The sequence below is a fragment of the Streptomyces sp. x-19 genome, from assembly GCF_046549115.1.
GTDB lineage: Bacteria > Actinomycetota > Actinomycetes > Streptomycetales > Streptomycetaceae > Streptomyces > Streptomyces albulus_C.
On sequence record NZ_JAJPWK010000008.1, the window covers coordinates 216251 to 240963 of the forward strand.

Here is a 24713-nt window from a genome sequence, read left to right on the forward strand (position 1 = left end):
CCCCAGCTGGCCCAACCACCGCTCCGCACAAAGAAGTTGGCGCCACGAGCCCAGGCATGCCCGGGCGCCGCACCCTCCTGGTGATGTCCGTGGCCGTGGGACTGTGCGTGGCCAGCAACTACTACGCCCAACCGCTGTTGGACACCATCGCCCACGACCTGAGCCTGTCGTCGGCGGCCGCCTCGCTCGTGGTCACCGCCGCCCAGGTCGGGTACGTCCTCGGACTGGTCCTCGTGCTGCCGCTGGGCGATCTGCTCGAACGGCGTCGACTGGTCTGCGCACTCACCCTGGCCACGGCGTTCTCGCTCGCGCTGACGGCGATCGCGCCCAACACCGCACTGCTGCTGATCGGCACCACGTTGACCGGCCTGCTGTCGGTGACGGCCCAGATCCTGGTGCCGTTCGCCGCGGACCTGGCCCTGCCCGAGCAGCGCGGCCGAACCGTCGGAACGGTGATGACCGGACTGGTCCTGGGCATGCTGTTGGCCCGCACCGCCTCCGGCGCGCTCGCCTCCGTCGGCGGATGGCGCACCGTGTACTGGGTCGCCGCGTGCGCGATGCTCGTACTGACCGCAACGCTGCACCGCGTGCTTCCGCAGTACCGGGGCGGCGCGGGCCTGCGCTACGGGCAACTGCTCCGGTCCACCGGCCGCCTGCTGATCGAGGAACCGGTGCTGCGCGCCCGCTCGGCCATCGGCATGCTGGCGTTCGCCTGTTTCAGTGTGCTGTGGACGGCCCTGGCCTTCCTGATGTCCGGGCCCGACTACCGCTGGTCCGACAGCGAGATCGGCCTGTTGGGACTGGCCGGCGCGGCCGGCGCCGTCGCCGCCCAGGCCGCCGGACGGCTGGCCGACCGCGGCCGCACCACTCTGACCACGGTCGTCAGTGCACTGCTCCTGCTCGGCTCGTGGTGGGCCCTGGCCCTGGGCGCGCACCTCCTCGCCGCGCTGATCATCGGCATCGTGCTGCTGGACCTCGCCCACCAAGGGGTGCACATCACCAACCAGTCACTGATCTACGCCCTGCGCCCCGAGGCGCGCGGCCGCATCACCTCCGCCTACATGACGTGCTACTTCATCGGTGGCGCGGTCGGTTCGGCGCTGGCCGGCGCGGCGCACGCCCAAGCCGGCTGGAACGGGGTGTGCGTGTTGGGTGCCGCCCTGGCCCTGCTGCTCTGCGTCGTCTGGGCGGCCACCAGACGCACGACCGGCGGCGGCGCCCAACAGCCTTGAGGCGTCGCCCGACCGTGAACGGCCCGGGGGTGCCTGGGCCGGGAGGGGCCGGCTCCGGGTGCGCGGCAGACCCCGGCCTGGTGGGGCCTCTGCGCCGCCGTCCGTACCGTCGCCTCGCCGTTCACCCGCCTCCACATCGCGTGGCGAAACGCCGTTCGCCGGCCCCCGGACGTTGCGCGGGGGCCGGCGAACGCGGGCGGAAGATGGTCGGATCGGACCTCAGGTGGTGACCTGGTGAACGGTCACCACCCGGTCATGACGGTTCCCAGCGCCAGCGGTGCCAGGAGCAGTGCGAGCACCTTCACGCGCAGGGGGTTGCCACCCCGCCCGGCGTACCGGCAGACCACGAAGGCCGCGACGAGGCCGAGGGGGAAAACGATCGGGACGGTTTCGGTGAGCGGACTGCGGGTTCCCCCCACGTAGGCCGCGGCCCACGAACCGGCCGCCCCCGCCAGCACCGCGAAGAACACCTTCCCGGCGCTGAACCACTCGCGTTCCATCACGTCGGTCAGTTCGCCGAAGCGTGAGCCGGCGCGCCAACGGCGCACGGCCGTCACGGAGAATGCGATCAGCACGGACATCCCCGCGACGAGGAATCCCCAGCGCAGGATGGACGCCGCCGTTGCCATGGTCATCATGTGAGCCCTCCTCGGTTCCGGCCGGACGGCCGGCGACTACCAGCAGTTCTTGACGACGCCGTCGATGCCGAGGATCTCCGCGGCGATGCCGCCGAGGCCGCCGCCGGCCTCCTCGAAGACCTCCATGATCCCCTTCTTGAAGGTCTTGCCCGCCTTCTTCTTCGAGCGGATCTTGGTGATGACCTTGTTGATGCCACCGAGCTTGTCGATGGCTTTCTTGACCTTGTAGACCTTGGCGATGGCGAAGATGTTCGAGCCGACCGCGAGCAGGATGCCGCGCGAGCAACCGGCCAGGTTGAAGGCGTACAGGACCGGCCCGGTGGCCTCGACCGCCTTGATGCCGGCGTGCTCCTCCAGCCACTTCACGGTGGCTTCCTGACCCTGGGCCAGGACGGACTCGGGGATCTCGTCGATGATGCGCAGGATGTTGGCGAACGCGTCGATCGATGCGTCGTCGAACGGGATGTCGTCGGCGACGTCCGCGGCCGCGGCGGGGCGCGGCGCCTGGTGGGACTGGGCCTCCGCGGCGTGTGCGGTCGCGGTGGTCGCGAAGATGCTGGCGGCGGTGACGCCGGCCACGGTCACGGCCATACGGCGCAGGGCGGTGCGGGACAATATGGAGGCAGACACGCGTGTGCCCTCTCTGATGGTGCTGTGCGTTGTCGTGTCGCCGCCCGGAGAGTTCGTTTCGACCCGTACCTCCGGGCGGCGATGGTGATTGTCACTGTCGCCACGTTCACGCAACAAGGCGGAATCCAACGCCTTCCTCCGCAAAAACGCTACGCCGTCCGTTTTGTTCGGACGGGTGTCGGGGCCCCGACACCCGTCGGGGGTCACGGCAGGCACGCCCGCACGAGGTGACCGCCGTCGCCGGTCCGTTCCGCGGTCACCGTGCCGCCGAGCAGGGCCGCCCGTTCCCGCAGCCCCACCAGACCGTGGCCCGCGCCGCCCGGCGCGGGTGTGGCGCCCGTCGCCGGAGGGCCGTTGCGGACCTCGACGGTCAACTCCCCCGCCGGGCGGTCGACGCCGCCCGTTGCGGTGAGCGTGACCGTGACGCGGGAGCCCGGAGCGTGCTTGGCGGCGTTGGTCAACGACTCCTGCACCGTTCGGTACGCGGCGAGTTCCGTCGCGGCGGACCAACGGGCGTCCGACGGCAGCCGGGAGGCCAGGTTCACGTCGAGCCCACTGGACGCGATCAGCGCAGGCAGTTCGGCCAGGCCGGGCGACGGTTCCGGCTCGCTCGGACCGCGCAGGACGCCGAGCATGTCCCGCAACTCGTCGAGAGTGGTGGAACTCAACGCGCTGATCCGTTGCCCGGCTTGTCGCGCATCGGCGTGGTCGGCGGTGAGGGAGAGCACTCCGGCCTCGACGGAGATGAGGTTGACGTGGTGGGACACCGCGTCGTGCATCTCCCGTGCCAGGCGCGCCCGTTCGGCGGCCACGGCTTCCTGCGCCACGAGCAGCCGCTCGCGCTCCCGGCTTTCGGTGAGCTCCCGCACCCGCAGCGACAGCTCCCCTCTGATGCGGGCCAGCCGCCCCAACGCCAAGGGGCCGGCGCTGAAGAGCCCCGGCCCCAGCAACGCCGTCACCCAGTGGGACATCGACCAGTCCCGGATCTCCTCGCACCACGGGATCGCGGCGACGAGGAACATCAGCAGCGCGCAGGCGTACACCACCAGCCGGTTGCCGAGCACCGCGGCCGCCGTGCTCAGCGCGAACATCGGCGCGAGCCACAGGTAGCCGGTGACGGCGGCCGGAAGGGCGGCGAGCACGGCCGCCAGCGGCCAGCGACGGCGCACCGTCAGCAACGCCACGGCCAACAGGTACGTGCACCGTGCCCCCACACCGACCTCGTCGACCACGGTGAACAGTTCCACCGTGGCGGAACCGAGCACGGCCCCTTCCATCAACCACCTCGGCGGACGCCTCATCGCCGCACCACTACCCCTGTGACGCGCCAGCCGGGGCGGACGGCGTCGCACCTGCCTGGCCCCGCGACTGCTCCGGGACGCGGGCGTCCAGGCTTTGCGCGAGCACCGCCGCCTGGATCCGGTTGGCCACGCCGAGCTTGGCCAAAATGGCGCTGACGTGGTCGCGCACCGTCGTCTTGCTGAGGAAGAGCCGCCGACCGATCTCCTCGTTCGACGCCCCCGTGGGCAACAGCCAGAACACCTCGCGCTCCCGCCCGGTCAGGGCCGCGTACCCCGGACCGGCGGCACTCACCGCCGCCTGCGCGGGCCGTGGAGCCGCGTGGATGGCGCGCGTGACCCGTGCGGACAGGGCGCTGCCGCCCGCGGCCAGGAGGTGGACACCGGGAATCAACTCGTCCAACGCCCGGTCCTTGAGCAAGAAGCCCGACGCCCCCGCAGCCAGTGCCCGCACGACGTTGGCGTCGCTGCCGAACCCCGTCAGCATGGCCACGACCGGCGGCTGCGCCAAGGCACGCAGTTCCTCCAGCACGGCGACCCCGTCGACATCGGGCATGTGGATGTCGACCAGCGCCACGTCCGGGCGATGCCGCAGCGCGGCGGCCACGGCTTCGCCCCCGTCGCACGTCGCACAGACACGGATGTTCTCGTCGGTTTCCAAGATGCGCTGGAGACCGCCGCGCATCAACGGTTCATCATCGACGACCATGACGTCCACCCTGGTCAAAGTCCCGCTGCCCCCATGAATTCCGGAATAACGGATTCAGGTTAACCGACCGTTCTGCACGCGTTACCCCCACCAAGTCACGCCCCGGCCGGTTCCCTCCTGGTCGAACTCCCGGCAGCTGCGTCTGAGGCACGGCCGCGGGCTCCGCGAGCCGGACGAGTGCCCGGCCTGGCGATGATGGGAGCCGGCCGCCGGTACAGCGAAGTGGGGTGGGTATGAGCGCAGGACAGCAAGACGACGCACCGGGACCGAGGCACAGGCACACGCATACCAGCGCGCCCCAAGGTCGGCAGGGCGGGCCGGCTCGACCGTTGGGCGGCGGCCCGGAAGTCGGCTACCCGCGCTTCACCGACCGACCGCCTTGCGAAGTTCTTCCTTGTTCATGTGGGAACGGCCCTCGACGTTCTTCTTCTTGGCCTCTTCGTACAGCTGGTCCTTCGTGGGGCCCTGCGCACCGCGGTGGCTGCGTTCGCCGCCTCGTTCGTAGGCGGACTTGGGGTCCCGGAGGGACGTCCGGCTGGCGGTCTTGGCTTCTCCGGCGCGGGCACGTTCCTTGTTCACGGTGCGCGCGGCAATCTCCTTCGCACGCCTTTCGGGCATGCCGCGCTCTTCGGCCTGCTCCTTGATGTGCTCGTACTGCCGCTCGCGTTTCCTGCTCGAACCTGCCGGCATGGTGCATCCCCTCATCGATGGCGGTGCGTGCCGGGTCGACGCGGCGGTGCGCGGACACCGCGCGAAGCCGGCCACTCCTCTCCAGTTCACCCCGTTCTGCCGCCGGACGCGATGCGGGGCCTGGACGTGCCGGCCCAGGCCGGCACGTCCAGGCGCACTCGGTTGCTCACCTCGCGTGATGCCAGCGCGGTCCGAGGCGTGGCGTCACCGCGGCCGTCGGCTCGACCAGGCCCGTCCGGCGCCCCGCCTCCAGCGCCCCCTACGACCTACCACCTACCGCGCCGACTCCAGGAATTCGAGCCGGTTGCCCACGGGGTCCTCGGAGTAGAAGCGCTTGTGGCCCGGCAGGTCGTCGTCCCAGACGACCTGGGCGCCGCGTGCCTCCAGGCGGGCGGCGTACTCCTCGATCCCGGTCACGCGCAGCCCCGGGTGGGCCTTCTTCGCGGGCCGGAAATCCGCCTCGACGCCCAGGTGGAGCTGGACCGGGCCGGCCTGGAACCAGCAGCCGCCGCGCGCCGCGAGGACCGGGGGCTTGGGGATCTCCGTCATGCCGAGCACGTCCCCGTAGTACCTCCGCAACCGGTCCTCGCTGCCGGGCGGGGCGGCGAGCTGCACGTGGTCGACAGCTACGAGCATGGCTTCTCCTTCTCGACGGCAGGCGCGACGAACTCGCGGCCCGGGCACAGACCGAGCGTCCCATCCTGGCTTCATCGGAACCGCCCGCCAACACCTCGGCGAACGGTTCGAACGACGAGCGCCGGATCGCCGAACTGCGGGCGGGCGGGACCGGCTTCGGCTTCCGCCCGTTCCACGCCTCGCGGCCACACCGCGGGGCAGACCGTTTCCTTCTCCGCGGCTCGGCCGTTGGTCCGGGTGTCAATTGTCGTTCCTGTCCGCGAAAGGACAATGATGCGCCCGTTCCACCGCATTGCCCTCGGTGTCAGTAGTTTTGCTCTGGCCCTCTCCCTCCCCGCCGGTGTGGCGGCCGCCGCGAGCGGCTCGTTCGCGTGGGTGGGACCCAACGGCAAGACGTACGCGCTGAAGAACCCGCCGGAAAACAAGTGCCTCGACATGAGCCAGGCGGCGCGCGGCGCGCGCAACGCGACGAAGAAGCCGCTCGCGGTCTACAACGGCAAGCGCTGCCGGGGCCACTTCACGCAGCTCGCCCCCGGACAGGCCGCGCCGGCGGGCGCGCGCTTCGCCAGCGTCATCTTCAATCCGCACTAGGACGCGTTCCGCGAAGTGGTGGCGACGTGGCCGGTGGGGCCCGTCGCCACGGCTTCACCGACCGGGCGGCGTCGTGTGGCCGTCGCCCGCCGGTGCGTTGGCGGTGCCGGTGCGGCCGGCCAGGCGCGGGAAGAGCGCTTCGGCGTTGGTCCGGTTGATGGCGTCGGCCTGGCCGGGGGCGTAGTCGGGGTAGGTCTCCAGGTAGGTGTTGTAGTAGGTGCCCGCTTCTTGGGGTGCGAAGGGCCAGTCACTGCCGTAGAGGACGTGGCCGGGTTCGGCGAAGGCGAGCAGGGCGGGCAGGGCGCTGGGGCTGGCGGACAGCGCGGTGTCGAAGTAGAAGCGCTTGAGGTCGCGCAGCACGGCGTCGGAGTCGCGGTCCGGGTCCACGGCGAGCGGAGCCAGGCCGGAGAAGCGGTAGGCGGCGTAGGGCAGGAAGCCACCGCCGTGGGAGAGGATCACCCGGACGTTCGGGTAGCGGTTCATGACGCCGTTGAGCACCAGGTTGAGGGCGGTGCGGGTGGTGTCGAAGACGAAGTCCGCCAGGGGGGCCGGGGTCCCGGGGAGCAGCGGCATCGGGGGCTGCGCGGGGTGGACGAAGACGTTGGCGTGGCGCCGGTCGAGTTCGGCCCACAGCGTCTCGAAGTCGGGGTTGCCGAGGTAGCGGCCGTGGGCGTTGGACATCAGCACGACCCCGTCGGCGGCCAGGACGTCGAGCGCGTGCACGGCCTCGGCGACGGCGGCGTCGACGTCGGGCAGGGGGACGCTGGCGAAGTGGCCGAAGCGGTCCGGGCGGTCCTTGACGAGTTCGGCGGTGTACTCGTTGACGGCGCGGGCCAGGTCTCGGGCGTCGGCGTCGCCTTCGCCGTCGAGGTGGACGCCGGGCGCGGTGACCGAGAGCACGCCGATGGCGATGCCCTGCTGGTCCATCATCGCGAGGGCGCTGTCGGCGCTCCAGGCGGGGACGGCCCAGCCGCCGGAGTCCAGGCCGCGCGCGGCGAGGGCGTCGGCCCAGACCGGCGGGACGATGTGCTGGTGGACGTCGATGCGGGCGGGGAAGTTCATCGCCAGCTCCTTAGCTCTCTAGTTGTTAGCTTGCTAAGTGTTTCATTGAGTAAGCTAACAATCATGCGAGAGGCGAGCAAGCACGAGGTCGTGGACGACCGGGACGCCACCCCCGACGAAGGTGGCGTCGAGGAGCTGGCGCGCGCCGCTGACCAGCTCTTCTATGCCATGCGGCGGTCGCGGACCGCCACCGCCGGGCGGTCTTCGGCCGGGCTGTCCATGGCGCAGCTGGCGCTCCTCGACCCGCTGGCCGACGACGTGCGGAGCGAGGGGCTGGCCGTCAGCAGGCTCGCCTCCCACGCCGACGTCAGCGTGCCGACCGCGACCCGGATGCTCAAGCAGCTCGAAGCCGCCGGCGTGGTCACCCGGCGCCGCTCCGACCTGGACGAACGCCAGGTCCTGATCCGCCTCACCGAGGACGGCGCCGGCCGGCTCGCCGCGATGCGCACCGAGCTGCGGGCCCGGCAGTCGCGCGCCCTGTCCCGGTTCACGCCCGAGGAGCGCCGCGTCCTCACGACGCAGCTGCACGAACTCGCCGAGCTGATCACCGACTCGATGCCCGGACCGAACCGGTAGGCCCCGGCCGGCACGGGTCCGGGTGCGCGTGCGGCGCGATCCGGCGCGCGCCACAGTGGAGGTGCGGCACGGCATCCGGCATCCGGCATCCGGCATCCGGCATCCGGCATCCGATGGGAGGTGGGCGGACCGTGAGCGGCGACGAAGCGCTGACCACGTACCGGGGCAGGCGGCACTTCGACCGGACCGGCGAGCCGCGGGGCGGGCGGACCCCCTCCGAGGCCGCACCGCACTTCGTGGTGCAGATCCACGACGCCAGCACCCTGCATTTCGACTTCCGGCTGGAGGTCGACGGCGTGCTGAAGTCCTGGTCCGTGCCGAAGGGCCCGTCCGCCGATCCGCACGACAAGCGGTTGGCGATGCCGACGGAGGACCATCCGCTGGAGTACCGGGAGTTCGAAGGCGTCATCCCGGCGGGCGAGTACGGTGCGGGCACCGTGATCGTCTGGGACGAGGGCAGCTACCGCCCGTTGCCGGGGCGCAAGGACCGCGGCCGCACCTTCGGCGAAGCCCTGGAGCGCGGCCACGCCTCCTTCTGGCTCGACGGGAGCAAGCTGCACGGCGGCTACGCGCTCACCCGGTTCCGCGGCGGTGGCGCCGGAGAGCGGGAAGCCTGGCTGCTGGTCAAGGAGAACGACGGGCGGGCCGGGGACCACGGCGCGCCCGACGCGCGACGGGCCCGGTCCGTGCTCAGCGGTCGGACCCTCGGACGCGTGGTCGAGGAGGCGGCCGGGGGCGCGGCAGACCGGTAGCGCGGGTGGCGGGCTGGCGGGCCGCGCCGGCCGCGTGGGGACCGTCGTCTCAGTAGCCGCTGAGCAGGGTCCGCACCCTGCGCAGCGCGTCGGGGCCGACGGTGCTGTGCCAACGCGCCGGATCGGCGGGGCGTCGTCCCCACAGCAGCAGGACGCGTACGGCCGCGTCGCTCTCGATCGTGGCGGGCCCTTCGGGGGCGGCGAGTCGGATGCTGGCGCCGTCCGCGTCGGCCACCACGACGACGTCGTCCGTGCCCGGTGTGCGCAGGCGCCCCTCGACCCGGCCCTCGGGTCCCAGGTCGAGGCCGGTGCGGCCCCGTTTCAGCAACGGTCGACCGACCGACACCACGCTGTGCTCCGTCATCCACGGCTCGTTGAGCGCCTGCACGGCGGTGCGGTCGTCGCCGGTCAGGTCCCAGCGGTGCAGGATGAGTTCCTCTCGAAGGTGCTCCGCGAAGAAGGGCACCTTCACGACCCGGCCGGTCCACTCCACCTCCGTGTCCGGCGAAAGGTCCCGTGCGGCGGCCGCGGCGACCTCGGTGAGCCGTTCGCAGCCGGCCATGAACGCCGCCCACAGGTCGGCGTCGGACATCCGCCGGTAGGGCTCCTCCCGTTCGAAGCCCCGGGTCGCCACCGGTGCGCCGGCGAGGAACGCCCCGAGGACCCGGGCCAGTTCCTCGGCGTTGCCCGTTTGGTGGGCCAGGACGTCGCGCACCGTCCACGCCTCGCACCAGGTGCCGTCGTCGGGCCTACGTGCCTGGACGGCGTGGAGGAACGGCGCCAGTTCCGGCAGGGTGTCGTCGACCTTTGAGGGGATCATGGGCCATGGGTATCCGGACGGGAGCCCTGGCCAAACCACCCGCGTCGGACAGGGCACCGGTGCCGTTCCGTGGTGCGCGGAGTGCGGCATGCCGGCGACGACGTCGCATGGTTCCTGGCCGGGGTGGCGTTGCTCGCCGTGCTGGTCGTCCGAGGCGGTGGGGACGGACGCGCGACGCTCCGGCGCGGGCGGGCACGGGCCGACCGGTCAGCGGTGCGCCGCCGCCCGCACCTCCTCGGCGATCGCCCGGTCCAGCGCGACGCGCACCAGGGCGGAGGCGAAGGCGGCGGCCCGCCCCTTGGGGACCAGTCGCGCGAGCTTCCCCGGATCGTCCGGCAGCCCCAGCCGCTCCGCGCCCTGCACGGCCTTCGGGTCGAGGAACGGGGCGTACTCCGACCAGACGCCCTGCACCTCACGCAGGAAGATCGCGGATCCGGTGGGGCCGACGCCCGGCAGTTCCCGGAGCGTCCGGCGCAGCGCGTCGGCGTCGCCGTCGGCCGTCTCCCGCATCCGCCGCAGATCGCCGCCGTACCTGTCCAGGAGCAGTTCCGCACCCTCGCCGAGTCGGGTGGCGGTGCTCTCGTCGTAGCGTCGGTACCCGCCCGCGTCGAGGGCGTCCACGCGCTGCTGCCAGGTGGCATCGAGCATGCGGCGCGGGGTGCTCAGTCCCGCGTCGCGCAGTGCCCGCAGCGTGGCCACGGCGACCGATGCGCGCATGCGGGTGCTGAGCAGATCGGTCAGCACCGCGAGTTGGTAGAGCGGCTGCGGGGTGTTCCGCAGGAGGATGCCGCTCTCCGCCGCGTACGTCTCGCCGTGGCGTTCCAGCAGGGCTCGGACGAGTTCCCGTTGGCGGGTACCGGATGTGCCGCTCATTGCCGCCCTCCACGCAGTGTGCCGGACCTTCCGCCGCGGCCCTCCGTCAGCAACTTCGCGGCGTGCCCCGCTCCTTCGGCCGTTCCCTTCTCCGTCGCCCCGTCCGCCGCCACGTGGTGCCCTCCGCCGGTCCCTCTGGGAGCCAGGAGCCGTACGGGCGCAGGCTCGTGCGTACGGGTGGCTGCCGCGTGCGTGGGCAGGGACGAGGGCGGGGCCCGGGCACCGGCGTCGTACGGTGGACAGGACGCGCTACCCCATGGACGGAGGTCGCCATGACCGTGCCGCAGCCCCCGGGACCGCCCGGACCCACCCGGCCGGATCCGGTCCCACCCGCACCGGGCCCGAACCCCGGTCCGCCGGGCCCGCAGCCGGGTCCCGCACCCGGGCCCGTCCCCGCGCCACCCGGCCCGGACCCGGTGCCGCCGTCCCCGCCGCGGCCCGAACCGGACCCCGTGCCGCCCGTCCCGACCCCACCGACGCCGGGACCCACTCCTGGCCCGGCCCCTGACCCGCGGCCCGCCTCCGCCACTCCACGGCGCCGCGAGCCCGGCTCCGGCTCCGGCTCTCCTGGGTGATCCCGCACGACGCGTCATGTCCCGTCATGGCGCGGATCGCCCCGGGCTAGAACGCCCGGGCATGCAGCGCGGGCCGGGGTCCGCTGACGCGGTACGTCCGGCCCGTGCTGCGGGACGTCAGTGTTGGGGGTGGGGGTGTGCGTGGAACAGGGACCGCCGGTGCTTGGTGGTCGTGCCCCGGGTGAGTCGACCGGCCGTCATGCGCAGTTGGATGGCGTGGACGACTTCGACGGCCCCCAGGACGATGGCCATGATGCCCACGACCACGGTCAGGGCGGCGATCGATCCGAACGGCGAGACGATCAACACGATGCCTGCCAGCAGGGTGATGATGCCCAGGAACAGCTGCCAACCACGCGCGGGCATCTCGGGGGACGAACCCGCGGCCGCCGTCATCATGATGCCGCGCAACAACCAGCCGAAGCCGATCCACAGGGCGAGCAGCAGGATCGACTGCAGCGTGCCGCGGAAGCAGACGAGTCCGAGCAGGAGGGAGAGCGCGCCCGTGATGAAGTGCAGGGCACGCAGGTGTCCGGGCACGTGCACGCCGAACGCCGCGGCCAGTTGGAAGACGCCGCTGACCACCAGGAAGATGCCGAAGACGACTCCGACGACGTGCAGGGTCCGGCCCGGCCAGGCCAGGACGACGACGCCCAGGGCGATCGACGCCAGGCCGATGGTCAGCAGGGCCTGCCAGCCGAGGTTCGCCATGGCGCCCAGCGCTTCGCCCGCGGGGCCGGTTGGTTGGGCGTGGGGCTGGCTGTTGCCCGAAGATGCTGAGGGTGATGTCATACCGCCCGCCTTTCTCATGGACCAGCACGGTCGGGTCACGTCATGTCCATCGTCACCCCATCGGCCCCGTACCGCTCGCGGGGAAGGCCGCCCCAGGCATGGACGCCCCCACTCGCGGTGTCCGGGCGCCCCGCTGGAGGGCGCAGCGTGCCCGCGCGACTCCGGCCCGTGGTCGTGACGCCGGGCACCCCTCGTGGTGACGCCGGGCGGCCGGGGGCAGGCGCCACGCGCCGTTCCGCGGGACTCCGGAGGTCAGGACGGCCACAGCCGTACGGGAAGCGAGCCCACGCTGCTGGCGACGAAGCCGGCGTGGCGGGGCAACGCGTCTTCCGCGACGGCGAGTTCCAGATCGGGGAAACGGCGGAAGAGTCTCTGGAGCGCGGTTTCCGCCTCCAGGCGGGCCAGCGGCGCTCCCAGGCAGTAGTGGGCGCCGTGCCCGAGCGAGAGGTGGCGCACCGCGTCGGGCCGACCGGGCCGGGTGACGTCGAAGCGGTCGGCGTCCGGCCCGTGGGCGGCCGGGTCCCGCCCGGCGGCGGAGTAACCGGCGAGCACCGGGGTGCCCTTCGGGACGACCGTTCCGTCCAGGGTCAGGTCCCGCACGGGATAGCGGAACGGGAAGTAGCTGACGGGCGCGTCCCACCGCAACGTCTCCTCGACCACGTCGCCCCAGGTCACCCGCTCGCTGAGCGCGAGCTCCAGTTGGTCACGGTGGCCGCACAGGGCCCGTACGGCGTTGGTGATCAGGTTCAGCGTGGTGTCGTGCCCCGCGACGATCATCAACAGGAGCGTGCCGATCAGCTCCGGCCCGCTCAGCCGGTCGCCGTCGTCGTCCCGGGCGGCGATGAGCGCACTGGTGAGGTCGTCCCCGGGATGCCGGGCCTTGGCCGCGACGAACTCGCCGATGACGGCGACGAACTCGTGGTTGGCGGCGATCGCCCGCTGTGACCCGATGTCGGTGGTCACCACCTCCACGGACAGCTCGTGGAGCCGGTCGCGGTGGGCGAGGGCCACACCGAGCAGTTCGCTGATGACCCCCATCGGCAACGGCAGTGCGAAGTGACGACGCAGGTCGGCGACTCCCCCACCGGCCCGGGCGGCCCCTGCCAGGTCGTCGAGCAGGGAGTCCGTCAACTCGTCGACACGGAACTGGAGTTCGGCCACCCTCCGGGCCGTGAAGGAGCGGCTCACCAGCGACCGCAGACGCCGGTGGTCCTCGCCGTCCGCGGTGGTCATGCTCCGCACCGTCGCGAAGGTCCGCAGCGGCCAGCCCTCGGGGATCCTGCCCTCGCTCAGGGCGGTGAAGTGCCTGGCGTCCTTGGCGACGTCGGGGTGGCCGAGGAACTCCTTGAGCGCCGCGTGCCCGAGCACGGCCATGCCCTCGATCTCCCCGGGCAGCACCACGGGGGCGACGGCACCGTGCGCGAGCAGTCGGGCGTTGTCGGCATGCGGGCAGCCGCCGGAAGGATCCATGCGGTGCGGCGGCCCGACGGGCGCGATGTCCTCCACCTGGTGACTCCTTTTCGGCTGGCCGGTCATGACGCTGCTTCAGGAGGAGATTAGGGGAGGCTGGTCTCGCTGTGGAGTGGGCGGCAGAGTCGGTGCGGTGAGCCGGGGGGACTGGAATTGGCGGGTGATCCGGTGCCGTCCGCCCCTGGGACGGGTGGGCGCCGGGACCGCCCCGCCCCATCGATCCGCTTTCCCCGGCCGGCGAAACCACAGTTCATCAGGGGTGCGTCAAGAGGGGCGGGCGCTTGTTGCGGGCCGCTGGTGCATGGCATTCGATGGGGCTGTGAACGGTGTCCGGCTTCTCTTCGACCACCCGCCCCATCCCCAGGGTCCGCGGCACGCTGTGCGCTGCCTGAGGACGTCCGGGTCCTGCTGAGGCGCGTTCCGCGGCCCTGCGGGACGTCGTGAGCGACCGCGGCGGCGTCCTCGCCCCGCGTTCCGTGCGGGAACGGCCTGCCGTTCACCTCAACTGGGCAGTCGAGTCCACCCAGTTCGCCGACGAGCCGCCGACCGCGGCCGGTGCGCCACGCGACACCGCGTGAGTCGGCACGCCAGCCTCACCCAACCCACCCGAACCGGCCCCTACGGCCCGTTCGGGCCATGCGACCAGCGCATCGACCACCACGCCCGGGCGAACCCCGTCCGGCAGGCTGGTCCGCGCGCTGCGCGACACCCACGAGGAACTCCTGTGATCGAACTTTCGTCCCGTCAGCTTCCGCACCTGAACGCCTGGTTGGCGGACGGGCCTCCTGGCGCGATCGCACTGGCGGAACACGCGCTCCTCACCCGCACCGGCCACTGGTGGGCCGACCGGGCGCACGACCCGCGTGCCGTGGTGGTTGCCTGTGCCGACCACGTGCTGTTCCGGGGCGACCCCACGGCGCTCGCGCCGCTCGCACTGGCCAGGTTCGCCGCGCACTACGCCCAGGCACCCGCCCGTTTCCTGCCCCTGCTGGGCAGTGCCTTCGACCTGCTGGTGCCCTGGGAGCGCATGGTGTATCTGTTGCGCGAACCCCAGGCAGTTGTGCGCCCGCCGCGTGGCGTGACGGTGCGCCGGCTGGTCGCTCAGGACGCCGAGGCGCTGGGCGCGCTGAGCGCACCGGGCGTGGACGTCTCCTGGGTCCATGCCAGTTGGGGTGGTCCGGTGGAGCTGGCCGCCTCCGGACACTGTTGGGGTGCGTTCCGGGACGGGGGCCTCCTCGCCGTCGCCTGTACGTATTTCCGCGGGACCGGGTACGAGGACATCGCCTGTGTGACACTGCCGGCGCACCGCCGGCAGCGGCTCGCCCTCGCCTGCGTCACCGCACTGTGCCGGGACATCACTGCGCGCGGACACCTGCCGAGTTGGACCTGCTCCCGTGACAACCGCGCCAGTCGCCTCCTGGCCTGGACGGCCGGTTTTCGCCTGGCGGACGAGTACGTGCACTACGCCGTCGGGCAGCCGGTTCGGCCCGCGGTCGGGCTGGTCGGCTGAGAGGTGGTGCCGGCGGCGGCTCGCTGGCGCACGGGAACAATCAAGGAAGCGTCAGGGATGCCCCTGACCGCGCAAGGGAAGCGCCAACGACCCCGCGCCGGCCGCGCAGCTGCGCTTTCGATGGAGCGGTGAGGACGTGGCGCGGGTTTCCGCGTCACGGAGAGCCGTGGCGCACGTCGACGTCCCACGGGACGAGGAATGGGGAGCTGACCGATGAGCAGGCCGGGCGGGCGCGTCGTGGTGGGCGTGAGCGGTTCGCTGGGAAGTCTGACCGCTCTGCATCGGGCCGCCGCCGAGGCCCGCGTCAGGAACGCCGCCTTGTGCGCCGTGCTGGCCTGGGAGCCGCCGGGCGGCAACATCCCTCATCGTGGCGGGCCCGGCCCGACGTCCACCGCTGCCTGGCGCAGCATGGCGGTCGACCGGCTCACCGAAGCCCTCGACGACGCGTTCGGCAGCGCCGGGCCCGGTGTGCCGTTGGAGCGGATCGTGGTGTGCGGCAAACCGGGGGCGGTCCTGGTCGCGGTCGCCGACCGCGTCGAGGACCTACTGGTCGTCGGGGCCGGTCCGCGCGGCCGGCTGCACCGCGCGATGTGGCCCTCCGTAGGGCGGTACTGCCTCGCGCGCTGCTGCTGCCCGGTGCTGGCCGTGCCGCCGTCTCCACTTCACCGCACGCTGCACGCCGTGCACCGCCGCAATGCCTGGAACCTCCCCTTGCGGACCCAGGGGTTGACGGAGAGCCGCTGAGCCGGAGCGCGTCCGGCCTCCGTTGCCGGTCGTTTCACCGGGGGTTCACGGGAGTCGGCGCAGATACGGGTCGGTGGGCCGGTGGGGCACGAGGCGGATCCGGGCGTCGACGACGGTGCAGCCGTCCGACCGGGCGAGCACCGGGGTGCATTCGGCTTCGGCGAGTTCGGACAGGTCGGCCATCTGTGAGAGCCGGGCCAGGAGGTCCTTCAGGGCGGCCGGGTCGACCGGTGCGGCGCCTCGGTGGCGGAACGGCGCGGGTGCGCAGCGGGGCGCGGTGAGCAGTTCGTCGACGTCGGTGTCGGTGAGGGGTGCGAGGCGGGTGGCGTGGTCGGCCGGGAACGCGGTGGTGGTGCGGGCGGTTCCGAAGACGACCAGGGCGCCGAAGACCTCGTCCCGGACCACCCCGGCCATGAGCTCCACGCCCCGTTCCGCCATGGGCCGCACCAGCGCACCGGTCATCGCCGTACCGAGCTGGGCGGTGAGGTCGCGGTAGGCGGTCCGTACGGCGTGCCGACCGCGGAGGTCGAGGAACCCCACGACCGCTGTCCCCGGGTCGCGACGGTTCCAGCGTGCGGTCGTCGGGCCGCTCCGGGCAGGGGCCGACCGGCCGGGGGCGGCGGACCGCGGGCCCGTCGGCGCGTTCGAACGGATCGCCCAAGGGCGCGCTCCTGCCCGATCCCTGGCCAAGGGCGCGGTTACCCTGCCCGGACGCTGATCGGCCACCCCGAAACCCGAACCGGCGGCACCCCACCCGGCGCCCACCGGCCGTCCACGAAAGGCCCCCTCATGACCGCAGCGCAGACCACCACGCTCGGGCCGGAGAGCGACCTGCCCGACGTCTTCGAACTCGCGCAGCAGCTGCGCGTGGACTCGGTGCGCGCCAGCACCGCCGCCGGCTCCGGACACCCCACCTCAAGCCTGTCCGCGGCCGATCTGATGGCTGTCCTGATGACCCGTCACCTGCACTACGACTGGAACGCGCCCGACAATCCGGCCGGCGACCACCTGGTCTTCTCCAAGGGGCACGCCTCTCCGCTGCTGTACGCGATGTTCAAGGCCGCCGGTGCCGTCACCGACGACGAGTTGATGACGACGTACCGCCGGTTCGGCCACCGTCTCCAAGGCCACCCCACTCCCGTGCTGCCGTGGGTTGACCTGGCCACCGGGTCCCTCGGGCAGGGCATCGCCTACGGCGTGGGCATCGCGCTGGCCGGCCGGGACCTGGAGAAGGAGCCCTACCGGGTGTGGGTGCTGTGCGGGGACAGTGAGATGGCCGAGGGGTCCGTGTGGGAGGCCCTCGACAAGGCCGGGCAGCACCGGTTGGCCAACTTCACCGTGCTCATCGACGTCAACCGGCTCGGCCAGAGCGGACCCACCGAGCTGGAGTGGGACACCGCCGCCTACGCCCGCCGGGTGGAGGCGTTCGGGTGCCGGGCGCTGGTGATCGACGGGCACGACGTGGCGGAGATCGACCAGGCCCTGACCACGGCAGCGGACGGCCTGGCCCCCACCGTGATCGTCGCCAGGACCGTCAAGGGCCGCGGCGTGGCCGAGGTGGCCGACAAGGAGGGGTGGCACGGGAAGGCGCTGCCCAAGGACCTGGCCGAGCGGGCCGTGGCCGAGCTGGGCGGCATCCGTCACCTGCGCGTGCGCGGCCCCCGACCGCCGGACGCGGTGCCCGCCCCCGTGCCGTCGACCGACCCCGTCGAGTTGCCCCGCTTCGACGTCGGCGACGCCGTCGCCACCCGCGTCGCGTTCGGCCGGGCGCTGGCCGCCGTCGGCGCCCGGCCGAACGTCGTCGCCCTGGACGCCGAGGTCGGCAACTCCACCCACGCCGAGGACTTCGCGAAGGCCCACCCCGAGCGGTACTTCCAGACCTACATCGCCGAACAGCAGATGATCGCCGACGCCGTCGGCATGGCCGTGCGCGGCTACCGCCCCTACGCCACCACCTTCGCCGCGTTCCTGACCCGCGCCCACGACTTCATCCGCATGGCCGCCGTCTCCCAGATCACGATGGCGCTGTGCGGCACCCACTGCGGCGTCGAGATCGGCGCCGACGGCCCCTCCCAGATGGGCCTCGAAGACCTCGCCATGATGCGCGCGGTCCACGGTTCGACCGTCCTGTACCCCAGCGACGCCACCTCCGCGGCGGCCCTGACCGCGACCATGGCCGATCTCGACGGCATCTCCTACCTGCGCACCACCCGCGGCGCCTACCCGGTCCTCTACGACAGCGACGAGACGTTCCCGGTGGGCGGTTCCAAGATCCTCCGCCACAGCGAGCAGGACCGGGTCACCCTGATCGGCGCCGGCGTCACCCTGCACGCCTGCCGGACCGCCGCCGAACACCTCGCCGCCGACGGCATCGAGGCCCGCGTCATCGACCTGTACTCCGTCAAGCCCCTCGACGCCGACGCCCTCGCGCGCGCCGCCCGGGAGACCGGAGCCCTGGTGGTCGTCGAGGACCACCACCCCGAGGGCGGGATCGGCGAGGCCGTCCTGTCGTCGCTCGCCGCCACCGGCGACCATCCCGCCTTCGCCCATCTCGCCGTCACCGACCTGCCGGGCTCCGGCACCACCGACGAGCTCCTCGACGCGGCCGGCATCTCCCACGCCCACGTCGCCCGGGCCGCGCGGGCCCTGCTGCGGTCGTAGTCCCGCACGGCGTCGGTGGCGCGCGGCGGCCCTCAGCGGTGCCTCGCGCCACCGGCCGCGTCGGTGCGCGGTCCGGGCGGGAAATTCACCGCGCGCACACGTTGTGCAGCCTCCTGGAGGCCGGGCCGGAGGGCCGTCATCAGCGGCTTATACTCCCCTGCGGGTCTTCGACGGGGGGTACACACGGCCGTGCAGCAGCTTCGATTGGCTCTCCTCGGCCCGCTCCAGGCATGGCGCGGCGACGTGCCGCTGGCCCTCGGCCCGGTGCGTGAACAGGCACTGCTCGCGGCGTTGTTGCTCCGCCCCGGCACGACGGCCAGCCGACAGCAGCTCCTCGACGGCGTGTGGGGCACGGAACAGCCCGGGACCGGCGCCAAGGTCCTGCCGGTCTACGTCCACCGACTGCGCAAGTGCCTGGACGGCGCCGGCGGCGGCCCGGCGGATTCCGTGATCCTCACGGACCGCGGGGGCTACCGCTTCGTCCCGCGGAACGTGTGGGTGGACGCGGCACGCATGGCGGAGCTCGCCGCCGAGGCGTCGGCGGCACGGGTCGGCGGCGATCTGGAGGCCGCGGCGGATGCCTGGTCCCGGTCGCTGGAACTGTTCCGCGGCGAGCCGCTGGCCGGGATTCCCGGGCCGTTCGCGCAAGGGGAACGACTGCGGCTGACGGAATACCGCCTGGCCCTGGTCCAGGACAAGCTGGACTGCGAACTGCGCCTGGGCCGGCAGGTGGCCGCGATCGGCGAACTGTTCGCGCTGACGGAGGCGCACCCGTACCACGAGGCGCTGGCCGCCCTGTTGATGCGCGCCCTGTACGTCGGCAATCGGCAGGCCGACGCCCTGGAGGTCTTCGCCAAGGTGCGCCGTCGTCTGGTGGCGGACCAGGGGGCGGAGCCGGGCGCCGAACTGCGGCAGGTGCACGAGGCGGTGCTGCGCGGCGACGACGCGCAGCTGATCGGCACCGCCGTACGGCCGGAGCACCGGCGTCCGCAGACTGCGCACCCCGTGGGCACCCGACGGGAACGCCGCGTGCGCAACGAACTTCCGGTCGGCGTGGGGAACTTCATCGGCCGGGACCGGGAGCTCGCGCTCCTCGGCGCGCCGGCGGCCGACGAGGGGGGCGTGACGGTCCGCGCGGTGGACGGCATGGCCGGGGTCGGCAAGACCGCGCTGGTGGTGCGCGCGGCCCGGGCGGGCCGGGAGCGGTATCCGGACGGCTGCCTCTTCGTCGACCTGCACGGGTACCGCGAGGATCGCGGGGCGTCGGGTCCGCAGCGGGTGCTGCGCCGGCTGTTGCGGGCGGTCGGCGCCGACGAGGGCGAGGACTGTGAGGACCTGGACGAGTTGGCCGCCTCCTGGCGGACGGCCACCGCTGCCCTGCGGCTGCTCGTGGTGCTCGACGACGCGTCCGGCGCCGAACAGGTGCGTCCGCTGCTGCCCGCCGGCCCCGGCAGCATGCTGCTGGTGACCAGTCGTCAGCGGCTGACCGGTTTGGACGTCGACCGCAGGGTCTCGCTGGCGCCGCTCGACATGGACGACGCGGTGGGGCTGCTCAGCCGCATCGTGGGCGGCGCGGGGCCCGCGCACGAGGACGACACGATCCGCCGGCTGGCCGGCCTGTGCGACCAGCTGCCGCTGGCCCTGCGGATCGCCGGCGCGCGGTTGCAGAACCGTCCGACGTGGGCGCTGCGCTCCCTGGTGGACCGGTTGGCGGACGACGAGCGGCGGCTCGGCGAACTCTCGGTCGAGGACCGCAGCGTGGAGGCCGCGTTCCAGCTCTCCTACGACCAACTGCCGGTCGCCGCACAGCGTGCGTTCCGGGCCCTGGGACTGTCGCCCACCGTGGAGCTCGACGCGGTGGCGTTGGCCGCGATGCTCGACTGGACGCGGCCGGAGGCCGAGCACGTCCTGACGAGCCTGGTCGATGCGAGCCTCGTCCAACAGGTGGCGGCCGACCGCTACCGCTTGCACGACCTGGTCGCGGTGTACGCGCGACGGGTCGCGGCCGGGTTCCCCGCGGAGGTCGCGGCGGTCCGGGACGGGGTGTTCCGGTTGTACGTGGCCGCCGCCCGGCGTTCGAGCGACTGGGGGCCGTCCGCCTTCCCGACCGGTCCGACGCCGGGGAGCGCGCCGTTCGCCGACTGGGAGGAGGCGACGAACTGGCTGGACGCGATGGGTGCCGAGCTGGTCGACGTGGTCGGGCACGCGGTGGGCGTGGGCAAGCTGGACGAAGCCTGTTGGCTCGCCGAGGGGCTGTTCGACTACCTCACCCGGCAGGGCCGGTTCCACGAGTGCCGCACCACCCTGGAGACGGTACTGCCCCTGGTCACCGTGGTCGCCGACCGACGGATGGCCTCCGAAATCCGCACCTGCCTGGGAATGCTGTACGGCCTGCAGGGCCGGTACGCCCAGGCCCACCCCTGGCTGACACAGGCCCTGGAGATCAGCCGCAGCTCCGACGACCTGCTGGAACAGGCCAGAGCCCTGGGCAACCTCGGAACGTTCGCCAACCTCCAGGGCCAGGTCACCGATTCCATGGGCCACTTCGCCGAAGCCGCCGAGATCGCGGGGAAGTTGGACGACGCCTGGCTCACGGCCGTGGTCACGGCGACCGTCGGCGACATGCACCACCAGCTGGGCGAGCACGACCGGGCGTACGAGTGCTACACCGAGGCGATCGTCCTTGCCGAGCGGGTCGAAAGCCCACGGCTGCTCGGCAAGACGCTGCTCCGCCTGGGAATCCTCCATCTCGACCTCGGCCGGGCCCGGGACGCCGTCGACGCGTTGAGCCGGGCCGCGGACCTGGCCGTCCGTCTGAGGGACGTGCCGCTCTACGCGGCCGTTCTCGGGAAGTCGAGCACCGCCGAGGCGTGCCTGGGCGACGTGGAGCAGGCGGCCGAGCTCGGCCGTCTGGCGCGCGGGGCGCTGAACGGGCAGATCGACGTGGCGTCCGAGGCGCTCCGCACCCGGCTGGTCTGGAACGACGTCGCGGCGGAAGACCTCGCCGGGTCGCGCGAGTTCTTCGAGCGGTCGGTGGCCCTGCCCGATGCCGGCGCCAACCGTGCACGGATCTCCTCCTTCCTGGACGGCATTCGCCGCCAACGGGACGCGCGGGGGCCGGACTTCTAGCCTCCCGTTCGGCATCGGCCTGGCTCCCTCAAGTTCTCGGGTCTTCCTGCATCGCACGTCAGCGACGCTGACGGTGACCGTTGACATCGCGATGACATGGTGATGACTTCGCTGGTGGTGCGGCCGTCGGAGCCGCGCGCGCGGCGGCAATGTGCGGGGCGGCGCAGGCGCGGGCGGGCCTCGGCTCGTCCTGCTCGGGGCGCCGCGGGCGCGGCGGGGCGGTGTCTGCCGCAGGAGCGGTCGGTCCGGCGATTGCCCCCAGCGGAGATCAGGCTCTCCTCCGTCTGCCGTCGATTGGCCCGACAGGGTGGTCGAGGCACTCGCCGACGCCATGCGCCCCGGGAACGGTGGTGGCGGCTGCTACCTTCGCGAACTGGTTGAGAGCCCCAGGCAATGACGTCGAGGCGGACCATGGTTGTGAGCGGAGGCAACGGTGACTGACGCGAGGGATGTTCCGGACGTGCTGATGGACAACCGCTTCAAACGCCGGAGCTTCCTGGCATCGGCCGCCGTCGCGGCCGCCACACCGGTCGCGGCCGCCGGTGCGGCGCAGGCCGCCGAACTCCCGGTGGACGGGCCGCCCATCGCTCCCGGTCCGGGCTCCGGGACCGTGGGACGCCTCCTCGCCGTTCCCCAGGAGGCCCGCGGGGTGGCCTGGATCCGGGACTCGCTCCAGGTCGCCGTGGCACTCGAACTCGCCACGATCCCGCCCTATTTGTGCGCCTGGTGGTCCATCAAGGACCGACGCAGCGAGGCCGCCCGTTTGATCCGACGCATCGTCGGCGACGAGATGTTCCACTTGGGCCTGGTGTGCAACCTGTTGGTTGCGGTGGGCGGACGGCCGAGGGTCAGGGACGCCGCACCCGACTTTCCCGGCCCCCTGCCCGGCGGTGTGCGCGCCGATGTGACCGTGTACCTGGCGGGGCTCAGCAAGGCGTTCGTGCGCGACGTGATGATGGCGATCGAGGAGCCGGAGGCCCCGCTCGCGCAACGTCTGGACGAATCCCTCAGCGTGGGGGTCTTCTACGGCGAGCTGCAGAGGGCGTTCCGCAGCGTGGATCCCGAACTGTCCACGCGGGAGCAGTTGTCCAAGCACATCGGCTCGGACGTGCTGCGGCCCGTCGCGAACCTCGACGACGTCGAGTGGGCCATGGAGATGATCAAGGAACAGGGCGAGGGCACCGCCAGTTCCCCGTCCGACACGTTCGAGGACGACCATCCGGCCCACTACTACGCCTTCGGCGAGATCTACCACGGCCGGCGGTTGCGCAAGGACCGGGGCAGGTGGCGGTTCACCGGCGCGCCCGTGCCGTTCCCGGAGACCCGCCCCATGGCGCGGGTGCCGGAGGGGGGCTGGCACCGTCCGCCGGAGCACGTGCGGCGCCTGCTGCACCGCTTCGACGCCAACTTCCACGCCGTGCTCAGCTCTCTGGAACGCGCCTGGGACGGCGGCGGCCACCGTGCCCTGGGCGCGGCGGTCCACGCCATGCACGGGCTGGAGACCCCCGCGGTGGAGCTGATGGAGATCGAGCGTCCCGACGACCCGGGCACCTACGGTCCCGAGTTCCGGCCGTTCCCGGACCGGCGCGCCCTCTGACCGGCGCGCCTGGACCGGCGTCGCGCAGCGCCCGTGCCGCACCGACTGCGGCACCGGGCGCTGCCGCGCGGAGGGCGGGGCGCCGGCCCGGCCGTCCACTCGGCCGTCACCGGCCGCCGGCGAGGCGTCGCTGTTCGAGGTAGATGCCGGTGAAGACGGCGACCTTGGCGCGCAGGACCCACGGGTCGAAGGGCTTGCCGATGTAGTCGACGGCGCCGGCGGCGTATCCGCGGGCGGAGTGCTCGGGGTCGGTGCCCATGGCGGTGAGGAAGACGATGGGCACGTCGTGGGTGCGGGGACGTCGTTTGATGTGGGCGGCGGTTTCGTAGCCGTCCATGTCCGGCATCTGGACGTCCATGATGATCACGGCGAAGTCGTCGTGGTCGAGCAGGGCCTTGAGGGCCTCGCGGCCCGAGGGGACGGCGACCAGTTCCTGGTCGAGGGTGGACAGGACGGCCGTCATGGCCAGCAGGTTGTCGGGCTGGTCATCGACGATCAGGACCTTGGGCATGGCCCGAGACGCCGCGGGTACGACGGCGACGGCGGCCTGCTGCACGTTTTCGACCGCGTCCAACTGGCGCTCCAGGAGGGCGCAGCGCTGTTCGGCCTCGTCGCGCCGCTTTTGCGCCTCGTGCAACTGGGCGGACAGCCGGGTCACCTCGTCGTGCAACTGGTCGCGTTCGTGCAGCAGCTCCGTGACGTCGGGGTTGGCCGCGGCCAGGCGTTCGGCCCGCTGTCGTTCCGCGCTCCATTCGGCTTCCAGTTGGTTCAGGCGCACCTCCAGGTCGGCGATGCGGTGCTTGCGGTCCAGTAGGGCGTCACCCAGCGCGTCGCCGCGGGCGGTCGAGCGGCGCGAGACGCGGTCCGCCTCGGCGAGCTGCTGTTCGAGCACCTCGACCGCGTGCCGGGGCGAACCGCTGGTTTCCACCGCCGTCCGGTGCAGCCGCCTCACCAGTTCGATGGCGTCCGGGGTGGCGGCCATACCGCGGTGCTCGGCGACATCGGTGAAGAGGTCCATCACCACCTCCCACGGTGGGATGCGGGAACCGCCGAGGTAGCGGGAGAACGTGCCGGCGTCGCGCACCCGTCGGGCGGCATAGCGGCGCACCGAGACCTCCAGGCCCTCGAACAGCTCCCGCAGTGCGACGGCCAACGCTCGGGACTCCGGCGTCAGGTGCTCGCCGAGCGGGCGCAGCTCACCCACGGACGCTTCCGCCGTTCACCCGTTCCGTGCCCGCCTCCGGTCGGCCGGTGGCGGCATCCGGGGCGATGGCCCGGTTGCACAGCGGCAGGGCCGCTCCGGCGGCGGCGAGCCCGGCGAGGATGCCGCGCGCCGTTCCGTCGCCGGCCAGCACCGATAACAGGCCGACGCCGACTCCGGTCAGCGCCGCGAGCAACAGCACCAGTGCCGCCCGCACCGACACAAGCGAACGATCCATCCCTGCCCTCCTTCACCCGCCACAGGGCGGACGGGGGCGGCGGGCCCCGGGTGGGCCGCCTCGCCCTGCGCCACACAATGGCGCCCGGTGAACCCGTTGCGCCAGGCAACCGAAGAAACGGCAACGGCAGCCGCCCGTTGCGGTGTCGTACGACGCCCCCGCAACGCGTCACCTGCGCAGATCGGGGGCGCCCTGCCGGTGGTGGCGTTGCGGCAACGCCCAGGTGGTGGTGGGCGTGGTGTTGACGCTCGCTGCGGGCCCGCGTCGCGCGTCTGTCGAGGGCGTCTGA

General features: G+C 72.6%; 23 protein-coding genes. 9 read left to right on the forward strand and 14 right to left on the reverse strand.

Annotation, left to right across the window (positions count from 1 at the left end):
* Positions 1-83 precede the first annotated feature (83 nt).
* Entirely contained in the window at positions 84-1232 is a 1149-nt protein-coding gene (locus ACLJT4_RS21515) for an MFS transporter (protein WP_411124185.1), read from the forward strand.
* Positions 1233-1474: 242 nt separating this feature from the next.
* On the opposite strand, the gene ACLJT4_RS21520 is transcribed toward ACLJT4_RS21515, so the two are convergent.
* The 6 genes from ACLJT4_RS21520 to ACLJT4_RS21545 form a co-directional block, all read right to left on the reverse strand.
* Entirely contained in the window at positions 1475-1870 is a 396-nt protein-coding gene (locus tag ACLJT4_RS21520; protein WP_016576121.1) for a hypothetical protein, read from the reverse strand.
* Between the two features lie 36 nt (positions 1871-1906).
* The gene (locus tag ACLJT4_RS21525) at positions 1907-2500 is read right to left on the reverse strand and encodes a hypothetical protein (RefSeq protein ID WP_411124187.1); all 594 of its coding nucleotides are present in this window, start codon (positions 2498-2500) and stop codon (positions 1907-1909) included.
* Positions 2501-2703: 203 nt separating this feature from the next.
* Entirely contained in the window at positions 2704-3765 is a 1062-nt protein-coding gene (locus ACLJT4_RS21530) for a sensor histidine kinase (protein WP_411124189.1), read from the reverse strand.
* A 46-nt stretch (positions 3766-3811) separates the two neighbouring features.
* Positions 3812-4507 carry a response regulator gene (locus tag ACLJT4_RS21535; protein ID WP_411124191.1) on the reverse strand — a complete coding sequence of 232 codons (696 nt, stop codon included), beginning with the start codon at positions 4505-4507 and terminating at the stop codon, positions 3812-3814.
* A gap of 363 nt (positions 4508-4870) precedes the next feature.
* A complete protein-coding gene (locus tag ACLJT4_RS21540; RefSeq protein WP_016576116.1) occupies positions 4871-5197 on the reverse strand; it encodes a hypothetical protein in 327 nt (108 codons plus the stop codon).
* Positions 5198-5470: 273 nt separating this feature from the next.
* On the reverse strand, positions 5471-5833 hold the full coding sequence (locus ACLJT4_RS21545; RefSeq protein WP_411124193.1) for a VOC family protein: 363 nt from the start codon (positions 5831-5833) through the stop codon (positions 5471-5473).
* Positions 5834-6103: 270 nt separating this feature from the next.
* Here ACLJT4_RS21545 and ACLJT4_RS21550 point away from each other — a divergent pair, with 270 nt between their 5' ends.
* Positions 6104-6424 carry a hypothetical protein gene (locus tag ACLJT4_RS21550; protein ID WP_275467178.1) on the forward strand — a complete coding sequence of 107 codons (321 nt, stop codon included), beginning with the start codon at positions 6104-6106 and terminating at the stop codon, positions 6422-6424.
* A 54-nt stretch (positions 6425-6478) separates the two neighbouring features.
* Here ACLJT4_RS21550 and ACLJT4_RS21555 read toward each other — a convergent pair whose 3' ends face one another.
* On the reverse strand, positions 6479-7486 hold the full coding sequence (locus ACLJT4_RS21555) for an amidohydrolase family protein (protein WP_411124195.1): 1008 nt from the start codon (positions 7484-7486) through the stop codon (positions 6479-6481).
* Positions 7487-7549: 63 nt separating this feature from the next.
* Between ACLJT4_RS21555 and ACLJT4_RS21560 the strand changes: the two genes are divergently transcribed.
* Both ACLJT4_RS21560 and ACLJT4_RS21565 read left to right on the forward strand, forming a co-directional pair.
* Positions 7550-8062: a MarR family transcriptional regulator gene (locus tag ACLJT4_RS21560; protein ID WP_411124197.1), complete on the forward strand. Its 513-nt coding sequence runs from the start codon at positions 7550-7552 to the stop codon at positions 8060-8062.
* Between the two features lie 131 nt (positions 8063-8193).
* Complete coding sequence (locus ACLJT4_RS21565) at positions 8194-8814, forward strand: DNA polymerase ligase N-terminal domain-containing protein (RefSeq protein ID WP_411124198.1); 621 nt, start codon at positions 8194-8196, stop codon at positions 8812-8814.
* A gap of 49 nt (positions 8815-8863) precedes the next feature.
* On the opposite strand, the gene ACLJT4_RS21570 is transcribed toward ACLJT4_RS21565, so the two are convergent.
* The 4 genes from ACLJT4_RS21570 to ACLJT4_RS21585 form a co-directional block, all read right to left on the reverse strand.
* Positions 8864-9634, reverse strand: coding sequence for a maleylpyruvate isomerase N-terminal domain-containing protein (locus tag ACLJT4_RS21570; protein ID WP_411124199.1), 771 nt, complete (start codon positions 9632-9634; stop codon positions 8864-8866).
* 207 nt (positions 9635-9841) lie between these two features.
* A complete protein-coding gene (locus tag ACLJT4_RS21575; RefSeq protein WP_411124200.1) occupies positions 9842-10507 on the reverse strand; it encodes an endonuclease in 666 nt (221 codons plus the stop codon).
* Between the two features lie 692 nt (positions 10508-11199).
* Complete coding sequence (locus ACLJT4_RS21580; RefSeq protein ID WP_411124202.1) at positions 11200-11874, reverse strand: HdeD family acid-resistance protein; 675 nt, start codon at positions 11872-11874, stop codon at positions 11200-11202.
* 252 nt (positions 11875-12126) lie between these two features.
* Entirely contained in the window at positions 12127-13410 is a 1284-nt protein-coding gene (locus ACLJT4_RS21585) for a cytochrome P450 family protein (protein ID WP_411124204.1), read from the reverse strand.
* A gap of 658 nt (positions 13411-14068) precedes the next feature.
* Between ACLJT4_RS21585 and ACLJT4_RS21590 the strand changes: the two genes are divergently transcribed.
* Entirely contained in the window at positions 14069-14854 is a 786-nt protein-coding gene (locus ACLJT4_RS21590) for a GNAT family N-acetyltransferase (protein WP_411124206.1), read from the forward strand.
* A 213-nt stretch (positions 14855-15067) separates the two neighbouring features.
* Positions 15068-15598, forward strand: a complete 531-nt coding sequence (locus tag ACLJT4_RS21595) for a universal stress protein (protein WP_411124208.1) — start codon at positions 15068-15070, stop codon at positions 15596-15598.
* Positions 15599-15643: 45 nt separating this feature from the next.
* Here ACLJT4_RS21595 and ACLJT4_RS21600 read toward each other — a convergent pair whose 3' ends face one another.
* On the reverse strand, positions 15644-16138 hold the full coding sequence (locus ACLJT4_RS21600; RefSeq protein ID WP_411124210.1) for an acetate--CoA ligase family protein: 495 nt from the start codon (positions 16136-16138) through the stop codon (positions 15644-15646).
* A 249-nt stretch (positions 16139-16387) separates the two neighbouring features.
* Between ACLJT4_RS21600 and ACLJT4_RS21605 the strand changes: the two genes are divergently transcribed.
* The 3 genes from ACLJT4_RS21605 (at position 16388) to ACLJT4_RS21615 (ending at position 22985) form a co-directional block, all read left to right on the forward strand.
* On the forward strand, positions 16388-18259 hold the full coding sequence (locus tag ACLJT4_RS21605) for a transketolase (protein ID WP_411124212.1): 1872 nt from the start codon (positions 16388-16390) through the stop codon (positions 18257-18259).
* 189 nt (positions 18260-18448) lie between these two features.
* Positions 18449-21388, forward strand: a complete 2940-nt coding sequence (locus tag ACLJT4_RS21610) for a BTAD domain-containing putative transcriptional regulator (RefSeq protein ID WP_411124214.1) — start codon at positions 18449-18451, stop codon at positions 21386-21388.
* 433 nt (positions 21389-21821) lie between these two features.
* Entirely contained in the window at positions 21822-22985 is a 1164-nt protein-coding gene (locus ACLJT4_RS21615) for a ferritin-like domain-containing protein (protein ID WP_411124216.1), read from the forward strand.
* A 106-nt stretch (positions 22986-23091) separates the two neighbouring features.
* Here ACLJT4_RS21615 and ACLJT4_RS21620 read toward each other — a convergent pair whose 3' ends face one another.
* Together ACLJT4_RS21620 and ACLJT4_RS21625 are read right to left on the reverse strand one after the other, a co-directional pair.
* Entirely contained in the window at positions 23092-24189 is a 1098-nt protein-coding gene (locus ACLJT4_RS21620) for a response regulator (protein ID WP_411124218.1), read from the reverse strand.
* Entirely contained in the window at positions 24182-24424 is a 243-nt protein-coding gene (locus ACLJT4_RS21625; RefSeq protein WP_411124220.1) for a hypothetical protein, read from the reverse strand. The genes ACLJT4_RS21620 and ACLJT4_RS21625 overlap by 8 nt, the downstream gene beginning before the upstream one ends.
* Between the last annotated feature and the right edge of the window lie 289 nt (positions 24425-24713).